At 72.2% G+C, this 13,961-nt stretch carries 11 protein-coding genes and 1 pseudogene; 4 read left to right on the top strand and 8 right to left on the bottom strand.

Annotated elements, in window-relative coordinates:
- Positions 1–11: 11 nt before the first annotated feature.
- Together mmsA and ACQY0Z_RS11955 are read right to left on the bottom strand one after the other, a co-directional pair.
- A complete protein-coding gene (gene mmsA / locus ACQY0Z_RS11960; RefSeq protein WP_439812234.1) occupies positions 12–1,514 on the bottom strand; it encodes a CoA-acylating methylmalonate-semialdehyde dehydrogenase in 1,503 nt (500 codons plus the stop codon).
- Between the two features lie 179 nt (positions 1,515–1,693).
- Positions 1,694–1,822, bottom strand: a pseudogene (locus ACQY0Z_RS11955) (5-deoxy-glucuronate isomerase); the annotation flags it as partial.
- 484 nt (positions 1,823–2,306) lie between these two features.
- On the opposite strand from ACQY0Z_RS11955, the gene ACQY0Z_RS11950 reads away from it, so the two are divergent.
- Complete coding sequence (locus ACQY0Z_RS11950; RefSeq protein ID WP_189898066.1) at positions 2,307–2,498, top strand: helix-turn-helix transcriptional regulator; 192 nt, start codon at positions 2,307–2,309, stop codon at positions 2,496–2,498.
- A gap of 67 nt (positions 2,499–2,565) precedes the next feature.
- Here ACQY0Z_RS11950 and ACQY0Z_RS11945 read toward each other — a convergent pair whose 3' ends face one another.
- The gene (locus ACQY0Z_RS11945; RefSeq protein WP_381730659.1) at positions 2,566–3,609 is read right to left on the bottom strand and encodes a zinc-dependent alcohol dehydrogenase family protein; all 1,044 of its coding nucleotides are present in this window, start codon (positions 3,607–3,609) and stop codon (positions 2,566–2,568) included.
- Positions 3,610–3,810: 201 nt separating this feature from the next.
- On the opposite strand from ACQY0Z_RS11945, the gene ACQY0Z_RS11940 reads away from it, so the two are divergent.
- Together ACQY0Z_RS11940 and ACQY0Z_RS11935 are read left to right on the top strand one after the other, a co-directional pair.
- Positions 3,811–4,050 (top strand): heavy-metal-associated domain-containing protein, encoded by a 240-nt coding sequence (locus ACQY0Z_RS11940; RefSeq protein WP_254586684.1) that lies wholly within the window; start codon positions 3,811–3,813, stop codon positions 4,048–4,050.
- Between the two features lie 157 nt (positions 4,051–4,207).
- Entirely contained in the window at positions 4,208–6,472 is a 2,265-nt protein-coding gene (locus tag ACQY0Z_RS11935) for a heavy metal translocating P-type ATPase (protein WP_254586683.1), read from the top strand.
- A gap of 694 nt (positions 6,473–7,166) precedes the next feature.
- On the opposite strand, the gene ACQY0Z_RS11930 is transcribed toward ACQY0Z_RS11935, so the two are convergent.
- Positions 7,167–8,456 carry a citrate synthase gene (locus ACQY0Z_RS11930; protein WP_019527547.1) on the bottom strand — a complete coding sequence of 430 codons (1,290 nt, stop codon included), beginning with the start codon at positions 8,454–8,456 and terminating at the stop codon, positions 7,167–7,169.
- 178 nt (positions 8,457–8,634) lie between these two features.
- Positions 8,635–10,992: an SF1B family DNA helicase RecD2 gene (gene recD2, locus ACQY0Z_RS11925; protein ID WP_189898059.1), complete on the bottom strand. Its 2,358-nt coding sequence runs from the start codon at positions 10,990–10,992 to the stop codon at positions 8,635–8,637.
- Between the two features lie 299 nt (positions 10,993–11,291).
- On the opposite strand from recD2, the gene ACQY0Z_RS11920 reads away from it, so the two are divergent.
- Positions 11,292–11,756 (top strand): alpha/beta fold hydrolase, encoded by a 465-nt coding sequence (locus tag ACQY0Z_RS11920; protein WP_439812233.1) that lies wholly within the window; start codon positions 11,292–11,294, stop codon positions 11,754–11,756.
- 302 nt (positions 11,757–12,058) lie between these two features.
- Here ACQY0Z_RS11920 and ACQY0Z_RS11915 read toward each other — a convergent pair whose 3' ends face one another.
- Genes ACQY0Z_RS11915 through ACQY0Z_RS11905 form a run of 3 tightly spaced genes read right to left on the bottom strand, consistent with a single transcriptional unit; the run spans position 12,059 to position 13,894 of the window.
- On the bottom strand, positions 12,059–13,054 hold the full coding sequence (locus tag ACQY0Z_RS11915) for a DUF1648 domain-containing protein (protein ID WP_439812232.1): 996 nt from the start codon (positions 13,052–13,054) through the stop codon (positions 12,059–12,061).
- Complete coding sequence (locus tag ACQY0Z_RS11910) at positions 13,051–13,398, bottom strand: GntR family transcriptional regulator (protein ID WP_189898057.1); 348 nt, start codon at positions 13,396–13,398, stop codon at positions 13,051–13,053. Before ACQY0Z_RS11910 ends, ACQY0Z_RS11915 begins: the two co-directional genes overlap by 4 nt.
- A gap of 40 nt (positions 13,399–13,438) precedes the next feature.
- The gene (locus tag ACQY0Z_RS11905; RefSeq protein WP_189898055.1) at positions 13,439–13,894 is read right to left on the bottom strand and encodes a VOC family protein; all 456 of its coding nucleotides are present in this window, start codon (positions 13,892–13,894) and stop codon (positions 13,439–13,441) included.
- Between the last annotated feature and the right edge of the window lie 67 nt (positions 13,895–13,961).

The raw sequence follows: 13,961 nt of genomic DNA, 5'->3' as shown, positions 1-13,961 counted from the left end.
CCTGAGCGGGCTCAGTGGTTGCGGGGGAAGCCCAGGTCGACGCCGGAGGGGGCGTCCGCCGGGTCGGGCCAGCGGGTGGTGACGACCTTTCCGCGGGTGTAGAAGTGCGTGCCGTCGTTGCCGTAGATGTGGTGGTCGCCGAAGAGGGAGTCCTTCCAGCCGCCGAAGGAGTGGTAGCCGACCGGGACCGGGATCGGGACGTTGACGCCGACCATGCCGGCCTCGACCTCGAGCTGGAAGCGGCGGGCGGCGCCGCCGTCGCGGGTGAAGATGGCGGTGCCGTTGCCGAACGGCGAGGCGTTGACGAGGTCCAGGGCCTCCTCGTACGTCTCGGCGCGCAGCACGCACAGGACCGGGCCGAAGATCTCGTCCTGGTAGGCCTTGGCGGTGGTCGGCACCTTGTCGAGCAGGGAGATGCCGATCCAGTGGCCGTTCTCGTAGCCGTCGACGGTGTGGCCGGTGCCGTCCAGGACGACCTCGGCGCCCTCGTCGGCCGCGCCGGCGACGTAGGAGGCGACCTTGTCGCGGTGGGTCGCGGTGATGAGCGGGCCCATCTCGGAGGTGGGGTCGTCGCCGGGGCCGATCTTGATCTTCTCGGCGCGCTCGCGGATCTTCTCCACCAGCTCGTCGCCGATCGCGCCGACGGCGACGACCGCGGAGATGGCCATGCAGCGCTCGCCGGCCGAGCCGTAGGCGGCGGACACGGCGGCGTCGGCGGCGGCGTCGAGGTCGGCGTCGGGCAGCACCAGCATGTGGTTCTTGGCGCCGCCGAGGGCCTGGACGCGCTTGCCGTTGGCGGAGGCGGTGGTGTGGATGTAGCGGGCGATGGGCGTGGAGCCGACGAAGGAGACGGCCTTGACGTCCGGGTGCTCCAGGAGACGGTCGACGGCCACCTTGTCGCCGTGCACGACGTTGAACACGCCCTCCGGCAGCCCGGCCTCGGCGAGCAGCTCGGCGAGGCGGACGGAGGCGGACGGGTCCTTCTCGCTGGGCTTCAGCACGAAGGTGTTGCCGCAGGCGATGGCGAGGGGGAACATCCACATCGGCACCATCGCCGGGAAGTTGAACGGGGTGATGCCGGCGACCACGCCGAGCGGCTGGCGGATGGACGCCACGTCCACGCGGCTGGTGACCTGGGTGGACAGCTCGCCCTTGAGCTGGACGTTGATGCCGCAGGCCAGGTCGACGATCTCCAGGCCGCGCGCGACCTCGCCGAGGGCGTCGGAGTGCACCTTGCCGTGCTCGGCGGTGATCAGCTCGGCGATCTCGTCGCGGTGGGCGTCGAGCAGCGCGCGGAACTTGAACAGGATCGAGGTGCGCTGGGCGAGGGAGGACTGGCCCCAGGTGCGGAACGCCTCCTTGGCGGCGGCGACCGCCGCGTCGACCTCCTCGACGGAGGCGAAGGCGACCTTGGTGGTGACCTCGCCGGTCGCCGGGTTCGTCACCGGGCCGTAGGTTCCCGAGGCGCCTTCGGCGGTCTTGCCGCCGATCCAGTGGTTGACGATCTTCGTCATGACCGAGAACTCCTTCGCAGATGGCGGCGTCGGGTGGAGACGTGCCGTTCGTACAGCTCGTGCGGTGGTGCCGCGGGCGGGCGCGCCGCGGCGGTGGCCACGGGTCCATCCCACCAGGGGCGGGGTGCCGGGCGGGCCCGACACTGTGTCGGCCGTTCGGGTCCACGAGTGGACACATGGGTCCCGGGGGCGGACGTACGGGACTGAACCTCCGGCGCGGGGCCGCGGCGGGCGGGGAGTCGTCGCTCGCACCTCGCTCCTGCCAAAGCGAGGCGGCCTCCCGCGCCGGAGGCGATCTGTGCGGGGGCGCCGCCGTGGGCGCCCCGACGACGGCCGGGGAGCGCCCGGCGACGGTGGAGGCTCGCCATGACGCTCCCTTCGAACGTCTCGTCCGCCCTGCGGGACCCGAGGGCTTCCCCCGGTTCTAGCCCCGCTCACGAAGCCCTGTCAATGTTTTGTCCGGACATTCGGACGAGATGCCGGACGTGAGGGTGGGAAGAGGGGTTTCGGTACGGGCCCGGAAGGGCGCCGGTACGCGTCCGAGGGCCGGGGAGTCAATGCGCCCCGCCGGTGTGCCGGGGTGCGCCCGTGTGGCACTCCTGTCACAAACACTCCCGTCGCGTCACGGCTGTCACACGCGCGCGGCCCTTCCGTCACACCCGCGCACGAGCCCTCTCCGAAAGCGGACCGGCTCGTTCTCCCGCACGACGCTTGTCGATCGCCAGCGCATGCCCGGCTCCCCCTGACGGCCGCCCCCGGCCGCCGCCGTGGTGTGCGCGGGGAGGTGCACACATGAGCGAGCTGTGGTCGTACAAGGACATCGCGGCCCACATCAAGGTGCAGCCGGACACCGTGCGTTCCTACCGCAAGCACGGCCTGCTGCCGCCGCCGGACCGGGTGGAGAGCGGGAGGCCGTACTGGTTCCCGGACACGGTCCGCCGCTGGGTCGCCGCCCGTCCCGGCAACCGCAACCGCCGGGACTGACCGCCGCGGCACGAGGACGCCGTGCCCCCGCGCCGACCACGCGGGGGCACGGCGTCCGTGCGTGCGCTCAGCGCCAGGGTTCGATCACCGTCACCCCGGCGGCGGGGGCGGTGTCCATCGCCGCCAGCGCCTCCGGCACCGCGTCCAGGCCGATCACGGAGGTCACCAGCAGGTCGGGGCGGAGCACCCCGGCGCGCACCAGGTCCAGCATCGGCGGGTAGGCGTGGGCGGCCATGCCGTGGCTGCCGAGGATCTCCAGCTCCAGGGCGACGGCGCGGGCCATGGGCACGGGCGTGGTGCCCGTCTCCGAGGGGAGCAGGCCCACCTGCACGTGCCGGCCCCGCCTGCGCAGGCCGTTGACCGAGGCGGCGCAGGTGACGGGCGCGCCCAGGGCGTCCAGAGAGAGGTGGGCGCCGCCGCCGGTCAGCTCGCGGACGGCTGCGGCGGGGTCGTCCACCGCGGAGGCGTCCACGGTCTCCGCCGCGCCGAACCGCCGGGCCAGGTCGAGCGCGCCCGGCGACACGTCGACCGCGACCACGCGCGCCCCGGACGCCGCCGCGATCATCACCGCGGACAGGCCGACGCCCCCGCAGCCGTGCACCGCCACCCACTCCCCCGCCGCGACCCGGCCCTGCCGCACCACGGCCCGGTAGGCGGTGGCGAACCGGCAGCCGAGGGAGGCGGCGGTGGCATGCGCCATGCCGTCGGGGACGGCGACCAGGTTCACGTCGGCGTGGTCGAGGGCGACGTACTGGGCGAAGGAGCCCCAGTGGGTGAAGCCGGGCTGGGTCTGGCGCTCGCACACCTGCTGGTCGCCGGCCACGCAGGCGGGGCAGGAGCCGCAGGCGCAGACGAACGGCACGGTGACCCGGTCCCCGGCGCGCCAGCGGGTGACCCGGGAGCCAACCGCCTCGACGACTCCGGCGAGTTCATGCCCGGGGACGTGCGGGAGGGTGACGTCCGGGTCGTGGCCCTGCCAGGCGTGCCAGTCGCTGCGGCACAGGCCGGTGGCCTCCACGCGGACCACGACCCCGTGCTCCGCCGGCTCCGGGTCCGCGACCTCGCGCACCTCGGCCGGTTCCCCGTACCGCTCGAACACCACCGCTCGCATGTCCGGTCCCGCCTTCCGGTGATCGCCGTCGTCGGCCGAACGCTATCCCCGGCCCGTCGCGCGCCGGCTCCCGGGCCGTCCCGTCCGCGCGCTCCCCATCCTGGATTCATACCCCCTAGGGGTATAGTGTGAGTGGTACGGGGTTCTCATGGGCCCCTGCGACCCCCTGCACACCCCACACGCCCCGACGAGGAGAACGACATGACGTCCCAGACCGACACCCAGGGTTCCGTCACCACCGTCTACAAGGTGACCGGGATGAGCTGCGGGCACTGCGAGGGCGCCGTCTCCGGCGAGATCTCCCAGCTCCCCGGCGTCAGCTCGGTGGCGGCCGTCGCCTCCTCCGGCGAGGTGACCGTGGTCTCCGCCGCGCCGCTCGACGAGGCCGCCGTGCGCGCGGCCGTCGACGAGGCCGGCTTCGAGCTCGCCGGCACGGTCTGAGCCGCACCCTCACGAAGGCACCCCGCGCGGCGTGAACCGGGCCGTACCGGCCACCCGGTACCCGGCCTCCCCGGACACCCGGCCGTCCCGGCCCTTACGGTCCTTTCGGCCCGGTCCGCCGCCGCGCCCGCATCCCGGACGTCCCAGGAGCACGGACATGACCAGCACCACCGCCCCCGAGGCGCCGGCCACCGCCGAGCGGCCGCCCCTCTCGGAGGTCGAGCTGCTCATCGGCGGGATGACCTGCGCCTCCTGCGCGGCCCGCGTCGAGAAGAAGCTCAACCGCATGGAGGGCGTCACCGCCACGGTGAACTACGCGACCGAGAAGGCCCGGATCACGTATCCGCCGGGCGTCGAGGTCGCCGATCTGATCACCACGGTGGTGAAGACCGGCTACACCGCCGAGGAACCGGCGCCTCCGCGGCAGGACGACGAGGAGACCGCCTCCGCGGCCGACCCGGAGACGGCGGCCCTGCGCACCCGACTGATCGTCTCCGCGCTGCTGGCCCTGCCGGTCGTCCTGCTGGCGATGATTCCGCCGCTCCAGTTCGACACCTGGCAGTGGCTCTCCCTCACCCTCGCCGCGCCGGTCGTGGTGTGGGGTGCGGCGCCCTTCCACAAGGCCGCCTGGACGAATCTGCGGCACGGCGCGGCCACCATGGACACCCTGGTGTCGGTGGGCACGCTGGCCGCGTTCGGCTGGTCGCTGTGGGCGCTGTTCCTGGGCGACGCGGGCGAGCCGGGCATGCGGCACCCTTTCGAGCTGACCGTGTCCCGCACCGACGGGGCCTCCATGATCTATCTGGAGGTCGCCGCGGGCGTCACCGCGTTCATCCTGCTCGGCCGCTATCTGGAGGCCCGCTCCAAGCGGCAGGCGGGCGCGGCGCTGCGGGCGCTGATGGAGCTGGGCGCCAAGGACGTCACCGTGCTGCGGGAAGGGCGCGAGGTGCGGGTGCCGGCCGAGCGGCTGGCGGTGGGCGACCGGTTCGTGGTGCGGCCCGGGGAGAAGATCGCCACCGACGGCACGGTCGTGGAGGGCGCCTCCGCCGTGGACGCGTCCATGCTGACCGGCGAGTCGGTGCCGGTGGACGTGACCGTCGGCGACACCGTCACCGGCGCGACCGTCAACGCCGGCGGCCGGCTGGTCGTCGAGGCGACCCGGATCGGCGCGGACACCCAGCTCGCGCGGATGGCGAAGCTGGTGGAGGACGCGCAGACCGGCAAGGCGCAGGTGCAGCGGCTCGCCGACCGGATCGCCGGGGTGTTCGTGCCGGTGGTGCTGCTGATCGCGGCCGCCACCTTCGGACTGTGGCTGGGCAACACCGGGGACGCGGTCGCCGCGTTCACCGCGGCCGTCGCCGTACTGATCATCGCCTGCCCCTGCGCGCTCGGCCTCGCCACGCCGACCGCGCTGATGGTCGGCACGGGGCGGGGCGCCCAGCTCGGCATCCTCATCAAGGGGCCCGAGGTGCTGGAGTCCACCCGGCGCGTGGACACGGTCGTCCTGGACAAGACGGGGACCGTCACCACCGGCCGGATGTCCCTGCGCGCGGTGCACACCGCCGAGGGCACCGACGAGCGGGAGCTGCTGCGGCTCGCGGGCGCCCTGGAGCACGCCTCCGAGCACCCGGTGGCCCGAGCGGTCGCCGCGGGCGCCGAGGAGCGCGCGGGCGCGCTGCCCGCCGCCGAGCACTTCGAGAACGTTCCCGGCCGGGGCGTGCGCGGGCGCGTGGAGGGCCGTGAGGTGGCCGTGGGGCGGCTGTCCGAGGTGTTCGGGGAGCTGCCGCCGGAGCTGGAGCGGGCCAAGGCGGACGCCGAGCGCGCCGGGCACACCGCGGTGGTGGCCGGCTGGGACGGGGTGGCACGCGGTGTCCTCGCCGTCGCCGACACGGTGAAGGAGACCAGCGCCGAGGCGGTCCGCGAACTGCGGGCGCTCGGTCTCACGCCGGTGCTACTGACCGGCGACAACCGGGCGGTGGCCGAGGCCGTCGCGCGCGCCGTCGGCATCGACGAGGACCGGGTGATCGCCGAGGTGCTGCCCGAGGACAAGGCCGACGTGGTGCGGCGGCTCCAGGAGGAGGGGCGCAGCGTCGCCATGGTCGGCGACGGCGTCAACGACGCGGCCGCGCTGGCCGTCGCCGATCTGGGTCTGTCCCTGGGCACCGGCACGGACGCGGCGATCGAGGCGGGCGACCTGACGCTGGTCCGCGGCGACCTGAGGGTGGCGGCGGACGCGATACGGCTGTCACGGCGCACCCTCGCCACGATCAAGGGCAACCTGGTGTGGGCCTTCGGCTACAACGTGGCCGCGCTGCCGCTGGCCGCGGCGGGGCTGCTGAACCCGATGATCGCCGGGGCCGCCATGGCCTTCTCGTCGGTCTTCGTCGTGACCAACAGTCTGCGGCTGCGGTCATTTCATTGAGGTCTCAAGTTGGGCGGTACCCCTGGAGTCCGGTAAGACCCTCACATAAGCTCTTCACAAGCCTCGCGCATCATCCTTACGCTTGGGTCCCGTGAGAGGTTTGCGGGCTCCTGCGCAGTGTGGGGACATATGCAAGAGACGCAGATCACAGTGATCTGAACGTAACCATCGAAGGGGTTCGAAGGTCTAAGTTGGCGATGTCGGGCAGCGTCTTGGGGGGCGCTACCTGGCATCTGGAGATGTCTTGGGGGACTTCTCCAGAGATTGCGTTGCCGGGGCACGCGCCCAGGGAAGCTTTGAGCGGCCCTCCCGACGTGCGTTGTCCCGGCAGACCGCACACCGACGAGTGCGGGCGGGTTCAGGTCCGTCCGTGCTCAACAGCGATTCAGGCGCTGTCCTCACAAGCGCCCGGCCGGATCCCGTGGGGGGAATCCGCACCGGGACATGGGAAGGCGCCCTGGTACGTCGGCCCGTGGGGGGACCGGCGACCGGGGCGCCTTTTCCATATGCGTGCGGAGAACGCCCGAAGGGGCGCGGTTCTGCGGGACGCCCTCTGAAGGGGCGCGGGCCACGCAACACGCCCGAAGGGGCGCGGGGAACTGCGCGACCAGCCACAGCCGGCCCGCAGCCGCCCACACCCCTTCGGCGACGAACTCTCAGGCGCTCACGCGCACAACACCCGCACCGGCAGGTGTCACCGCTCCTCGACCGGCACGAAGTCCCGCTCGACAACACCCGTGTAGATCTGCCGCGGACGCCCGATCCGGGACCCCGGCTCCTTGATCATCTCGTGCCACTGCGCGATCCACCCCGGCAGCCGCCCCAGAGCGAACAGCACGGTGAACATCTCGGTCGGGAAGCCCATGGCCCGGTAGATCAGACCGGTGTAGAAGTCCACGTTCGGGTAGAGGCTGCGCGAGACGAAGTAGTCGTCGGAGAGCGCGTGCTCCTCCAGCTTGAGCGCGATGTCCAGCAGCTCGTCGGACTTGCCGAGGGCGGACAGCACGTCGTGCGCGGCGGCCTTGATGATCTTGGCGCGCGGGTCGAAGTTCTTGTAGACCCGGTGGCCGAAGCCCATCAGGCGGACGCCGTCCTCCTTGTTCTTCACCTTGCGGATGAAGGCGTCGACGTCGCCGCCGTTGTCGCGGATGCCCTCGAGCATCTCCAGCACCGACTGGTTGGCGCCGCCGTGCAGCGGGCCCCACAGGGCGTTGATGCCGGCGGAGATCGAGGCGAACATGTTCGCCTGCGAGGAGCCCACCAGACGCACGGTCGACGTCGAGCAGTTCTGCTCGTGGTCCGCGTGCAGGATCAGCAGCTTGTCCAGGGCGGAGACGACGACCGGGTCGAGGTCGTACTCCTGCGCCGGGACGGAGAAGGTCATGCGCAGGAAGTTCTCGACGTAGCCGAGGTCGTTGCGCGGGTAGACGAACGGGTGACCGACCGACTTCTTGTAGGCGTAGGCCGCGATCGTCGGAAGCTTGGCGAGCAGGCGGATCGTGGAGAGGTTGCGCTGCTGCTCGTCGAACGGGTTGTGGCTGTCCTGGTAGAACGTGGACAGCGCGGAGACCACCGACGACAGCATCGCCATCGGGTGGGCGTCGCGCGGGAAGCCCCGGTAGAAGTTCTTGACGTCCTCGTGCAGCAGCGTGTGCTGCGTGATGTCGTCCTTGAAGGCGGCCAGCTCGTCGACGGTCGGCAGCTCGCCGTTGATCAGCAGGTAGGCCACCTCAAGGAAGGTGGAGCGCTCGGCCAGCTGCTCGATCGGGTAGCCGCGGTACCGGAGGATGCCGGCCTCGCCGTCGAGATAGGTGATCGCGGATTTGTAGGCGGCGGTGTTGCCGTAGCCGCTGTCCAGCGTCACCAGACCGGTCTGGGCGCGGAGCTTCCCGATGTCGAAGCCCTTGTCACCGACGGTGCTGTCGATCACCGGGTAGGTGTACTCGCTGCCGTCGTACCGCAGTACTACAGAGTTGTCGCTCACGTCTTCCCTCACCGACGTTGTGCCTCATCTTCGAGGTGCCCTGACTGTCTCTACCATCCCCCACTCGGCTCAGGAGAGTGCACTCGGGGTCGACCATCGGGCCTATCGGCGGCACTGAGTGCCGCCAACTTGCCCATCCTGCCCCCTGTGTTCCCCATCCGGAAGCCCTGTGTGACCTTCACGACTCATTTGATCGATCATTTTTTGGTGACGGAGCCCTCACAGTGGCGTCCGCCCCCGCCGAGAGGCGGTGGACTCCGGGTCCCCCGCGTGCCGACGCGGAATCGGCGAGCCGCATGTCGAGGGCCGTGCAGCGGCGGCCCGCCGACACCGTGCGCACGGCCTGTCCGATGGCCTTGCGGGAGCCGACCAGGACGACGAGTTTCCGGGCCCGGGTGACCGCCGTGTAGAGCAGGTTGCGCTGGAGCATCATCCACGCGCCGGTGGTGACGGGGATGACGACCGCCGGGTACTCGCTGCCCTGGGAGCGGTGGATGGTCACGGCGTAGGCGTGCGCCAGTTCGTCCAGTTCGTCGAAGTCGTACGGCACCTCCTCGTCCTCGTCGGTCAGCACGGTCAGGCGCTGGTCGACGGGGTCGAGGGAGGTGACGACGCCGACGGTGCCGTTGAAGACGCCGTTGGCGCCCTTCTCGTAGTTGTTGCGGATCTGGGTGACCTTGTCGCCGACGCGGAACACCCGGCCGCCGAACCGCTTCTCGGGCAGATCGGGGCGGGCCGGGGTGACCGCCTGCTGGAGCAGTCCGTTGAGCGTGCCCGCACCGGCCGGGCCGCGGTGCATGGGGGCGAGGACCTGCACGTCCCGGCGCGGATCGAGGCCGAACCTGGCGGGGATGCGCCGGGCGGCGACGTCGACCGTGAGCCGCCCGGCCTCCTCGGTGTCGTCCTCGACGAAGAGGAAGAAGTCCTTCATGCCCTCGGTGACGGGATGCTGTCCGGCGTTGACGCGGTGGGCGTTGGTGACCACGCCGGACTGCTGGGCCTGGCGGAAGACGCGGGTGAGGCGGACGGCGGGGACGGGGCTGCCGTCGGCGAGGAGGTCCCGCAGCACCTCGCCCGCGCCGACGCTGGGCAACTGGTCCACGTCGCCGACGAACAGCAGGTGTGCGCCCGGCGGAACGGCCTTGACCAGTTTGTTCGCCAGCAGCAGGTCCAGCATGGACGCCTCGTCGACCACCACCAGGTCGGCGTCCAGCGGGCGGTCCCGGTCGTACGCGGCGTCCCCGCCGGGCTTGAGCTCCAGCAGCCGGTGCACGGTGGACGCCTCGGCGCCGGTCAGCTCGGCGAGCCGCTTGGCGGCACGCCCGGTCGGCGCGGCGAGCACCACCTTCGCCTTCTTGGCGCGGGCCAGCTCGACGATCGACCGCACGGTGAAGGACTTGCCGCAGCCGGGTCCGCCGGTCAGCACGGCCACCTTCCGCGTCAACGCCAGCTTGACCGCGGCCTCCTGTTCGGGCGCCAGGTCCGTCCCCGTACGTCCGCGCAGCCAGCCGAGCGCCTTGTCCCACGCCACGTCCTGGAACGCGGGCATCCGGTCCTGGTCGGTGCGCAGCAGCCGCAGCAGCTGGGAGGCGAGGGCGACTTCGGCGCGGTGGAACGGCACCAGGTAGACGGCGGTGACGGGGTCGCCGCCCTCCGGGTCGGGCACCTTCTCCCGGACGACGCCGGGGTCCTCGCCCGGGTCCTCCGGCTCGGCGGCGAGCTCGGCGAGGCATTCGATGACCAGGCCGGTGTCGACCTGGAGGAGCTTCACCGCGTCGGCGATGAGCTTCTCCTCGGGGAGGTAGCAGTGGCCCTGGTCGGTGGCCTGCGACAGCGCGTACTGGAGGCCGGCCTTCACGCGGTCCGGGCTGTCGTGGGGGATGCCGACGGACTGGGCGATCCGGTCGGCGGTGAGGAAGCCGATGCCCCAGACGTCGGCGGCGAGCCGGTAGGGCTGGTTCTTCACCACGGAGATGGAGGCGTCGCCGTACTTCTTGTAGATGCGCACGGCGATGGAGGTGGAGACCTCGACGGTCTGGAGGAAGAGCATGACCTCCTTGATCGCCTTCTGCTCCTCCCAGGCGTCGGCGATCTTCTTGGTCCGCTTGGGGCCGAGCCCGGGGACCTCGACGAGCCGCTTCGGCTCCTCCTCGATGATCCGGAGGGTGTCCGTGCCGAAGTGCTGGGTGATCCGGTCGGCGAAGACGGGCCCGATGCCCTTCACCAGCCCCGAGCCGAGGTAGCGGCGGATGCCCTGGACGGTGGCGGGGAGGACGGTCGTGTAGTTCTCGACGTGGAACTGCTTGCCGTACTGCGGATGCGACCCCCAGCGCCCCTCCATCCGCAGCGACTCCCCCACCTGCGCGCCGAGCAGCGCGCCGACGACGGTGAGCAGGTCGTTGGCGCCGCGTCCGGTGTCGACGCGGGCGACGGTGTAGCCGTTCTCCTCGTTGGCGTAGGTGATGCGCTCCAACACGCCTTCGAGCACGGCGAGCCGGCGCTCGCCGGGAGGTGCGGGTGGTGGCTGGGTGGGCATGGGTCGACGGTACCGGTGGGATCTGACAGAAGGTCCGGGCTCCCGGGAGTCTCGCTCAGGACTGCTCGCCCGGTCCGGGATGGGCGGGCCCGTGGTGGTCGGCGAGGGCGGTGAGCAGGCGGGTGAGTGTGTCGCGCTCGGCCGGGCCGAGGGGGCGAGGAGTTCGTCCTGCGCCTCGCGGATGAGGGCGTCCAGGCGTTCGAGGCGGCGACGGCCCGCATGGGCGCCCCGCTCGGCCGGACGCGCTCGCGCTGATCCTCACCCACGGCCGGCCGGGCTCGTTCCTGGAGTTCCTCGACGTGGTGGAACCGCTGTTCCGGGACTTCCATCTGGTGATCCCGTCCATCCCCGGCTACGGCTTCTCCGGGCCGGCCCACGAGCGCGGCTGGGACGTCGTCCGCGTCGCCCGCGCATGGGCCGAGCTGATGCGCCGTCTCGGCTACGAGCGGTACGGGGCGCAGGGCGGCGACTTCGGCTCGGGCATCTCGCTGGCGCTGGGCGCGGTGGCGCCGGAGCAGGTGGCCGGCGTGCACGTGAACCACCTGCCCACCCGGCCGGACCCGGCCGCCGACGTCACCCTGAGCCCCTCGGACGAGGCCCGGCTGGACAAGGTGCGGCAGCTGATGGCGAACCGCCCGCCGTACCAGGCCCTGCAGGCCACGACCCCGCAGACGCTCGGCTACGCGCTGACCGACTCGCCGGTGGGCCATCTGGCGTGGATCGCGGAAGGTTCGCGCAGTGGACCGATCTCCGGACGCCGGTGAGCGACGAGCGGATCCTGACCGACGTCTCGCTGTACCGGCTGACCGCCACGGCGGCCTCGTCGGCACGGCTGCACCGCGAGTCGGCCCGGCGCGCCGAGGAATGCCCGGTGCCGGTGGGGGTGGCGGTGCTCCCCCACGACATCACCCAGTCGGTACGGCCGCTGGCGGAGCGGCTGTACGACATCCGGCACTGGTCGGAGTTCGACCGGGCGGTCACTTCGCGGCGATGGAGGTGCCAGGGCCGTTCGCGGAGGACGTACGGACGTTCTTCCTGGGACCGGTCGCCGGGGCGGGCGCGTCCGTCACTTCGCGCGCTGCCCGATGAGGGAGTTGAGCAGAGCCGCGCCGCGTTCGGCGTCGTCGACGCTGATCGCGAAGTCCTTGCCCTTGGCGGTGCGGATGACCAGGCATTCGCCGCCGCGGAGCATGACGGTGGTGCCGAGGCCGCTCAGGCGGTAGCCCCAGCCGCCGGCCTGCATGGCGGTGCGGTGCTCGGACCAGGCAGAGGCGATGGTGTCGGCGGGCCAGCGCCGGGCAGGCCATCCCAGCGGGCCGAAGGCGACCTCGAGCCCCTTCTCGGTCACCCGGGCCTGGACGGAGGCGCAGGCGAGCAGCGCGACGGTGGCGAGGGCGAAGGACGCGGCGCCCACGGTGCCTTCGAGCCCGCCGCCCAGGCCGGCCACCGCGCCCGCCGCCGCCGCGAGCGTGAGGATGCCGGTCACGGCCGCCAGGAGGTGGAGCCAGCGGTTGGAGGTGCGGGACAGCCAGACGAAGCGCTGTCCCTTCGGTATCTCCATCGCGGGGCCGGACGGGGGCGGCACCGTGAGGCGGGCCCGGCGACCGGCCCATTGGGCGGCGACGGCCACCACGGTGGCGCCGAGGAGGGTGGCGATCACCCAGCCGGTCACGGAGCCGGCGTCACGCCAGTCCGTCCGGTCGAGGTTGGCCCGGACGATCGACGCCTGCGCGCCGAGGAGGGTCACGCCGGTGAAGCCGAGCGTGATGCCGGCCCAGGCGGGTGCGGCGGCCAAGGCCGTACCGGTGCTGCGGCGAGCGCGCCACAGGGCCAGTACGGCAGCCGCCGCGATCAGCAGCCAGATCAGCGCCGGGACGAGCGTCGCGGCCCACAACGGCATCGAGTCGTCCGGCTCGCCGCTCGCACCCCAGTGGGTCGCCAGCCGGTCGGGCAGCCGGTCCCGGGCGGTGAGCGGGAAGACCACCAGGAGCACGAGCACTCCCACGACCCAGGCGGTGGCGCCCCATGTCGTGGCGTTCCCGCGCGCTGTCCGCTCGGTCACGTGACCTCCCTGATCATGTCGATGACGTCGTCCTTGCCGTACCCGAGGCGCGCCGCGTCGGCCAGGACCTTCCGGACCCGGTCCAGCAACGCCGAACGCCCGTCCGCCCCTTGAGCCACGGTCACCCCACGCCCGCGCCGGAACTCCAGCACACCTTCGTCCCGCAGGGCGCGCAGGCCGCGCAGCACGGTGTTGACGTTCACACCGAGCGCCTGGGAGAGGTCCCGGGCGGGCGGCAGCCGGTCACCCGGAGCGCACTCCCCCTCGGCGATGGCCCGCCGGATGGCCCCGGCCACCTGCTCGTGCAGGGGGCGGGTGTCGGCTACGTCGAGTCTCAACAGCATGGTGCTAATAACAATAGCATCATGCGGCTTTCCGGCGCCCTCAGACGACGTCGAACTCGTTGCCCTCCGGATCCTGCAGGGCCGCGGCGTAGAACCCCGCGTCCGGCTCGTCCTTGATCTTCAGCACGGTGGCGCCGGCGGCGACCAGCCGCTCGACGGCGGCGTCGACCCGCTCCCTGCGGAGGGCCGGCGGGACGTCACGGCCACCGCCGACCTTCAGGTCGAAGTGCCAGCGGTTCTTGAGGGTCTTCGGCTCGGGCACCTGCTGGAACCACACGCGCGGTCCGCGCCCCGTGGGGTCCACGATGGACTCCGCGAGATCGCCGGCCCCGGGCGGCAGCTCCTCCGCGGGCACGCCCATCGCCTCCCAGTAGGCACGCCAGGTGGGATGGCCGTCCGGGGCCGGCTCGGGGACGTATCCGAGGGCGGGGGCCCAGAAGGCAACCATCCGCTGCGGATCGGAGCAGTCGATCGTGAGCTGCAGTGTCATCTCCATGAGGGGAGGCTGCCAGAGGGGTCTGACAGCCACTCACCTCCACACAACTCGCGGGCACCCGGACACC

It is taken from the genome of Streptomyces sp. P9-2 (genome assembly GCF_051903975.1).
Classification (GTDB): domain Bacteria; phylum Actinomycetota; class Actinomycetes; order Streptomycetales; family Streptomycetaceae; genus Streptomyces; species Streptomyces cellulosae.
Note: the sequence above shows the minus strand (reverse complement) of the source record. Positions and strands in the feature narration are given on the sequence as shown.

Excerpts from the sequence above, each read along its gene's own strand:
- mmsA (WP_439812234.1), bottom strand. The coding sequence starts at position 1,514 with ATGACGAAGATCGTCAACCACTGGATCGGCGGCAAGACCGCCGAAGGC.
- ACQY0Z_RS11950 (WP_189898066.1), top strand. The coding sequence starts at position 2,307 with ATGAGCGAGCTGTGGTCGTACAAGGACATCGCGGCCCACATCAAGGTG.
- ACQY0Z_RS11945 (WP_381730659.1), bottom strand. The coding sequence starts at position 3,609 with ATGCGAGCGGTGGTGTTCGAGCGGTACGGGGAACCGGCCGAGGTGCGC.
- ACQY0Z_RS11940 (WP_254586684.1), top strand. The coding sequence starts at position 3,811 with ATGACGTCCCAGACCGACACCCAGGGTTCCGTCACCACCGTCTACAAG.
- ACQY0Z_RS11935 (WP_254586683.1), top strand. The coding sequence starts at position 4,208 with ATGACCAGCACCACCGCCCCCGAGGCGCCGGCCACCGCCGAGCGGCCG.
- recD2 (WP_189898059.1), bottom strand. The coding sequence starts at position 10,992 with ATGCCCACCCAGCCACCACCCGCACCTCCCGGCGAGCGCCGGCTCGCC.
- ACQY0Z_RS11910 (WP_189898057.1), bottom strand. The coding sequence starts at position 13,398 with ATGCTGTTGAGACTCGACGTAGCCGACACCCGCCCCCTGCACGAGCAG.
- ACQY0Z_RS11905 (WP_189898055.1), bottom strand. The coding sequence starts at position 13,894 with ATGGAGATGACACTGCAGCTCACGATCGACTGCTCCGATCCGCAGCGG.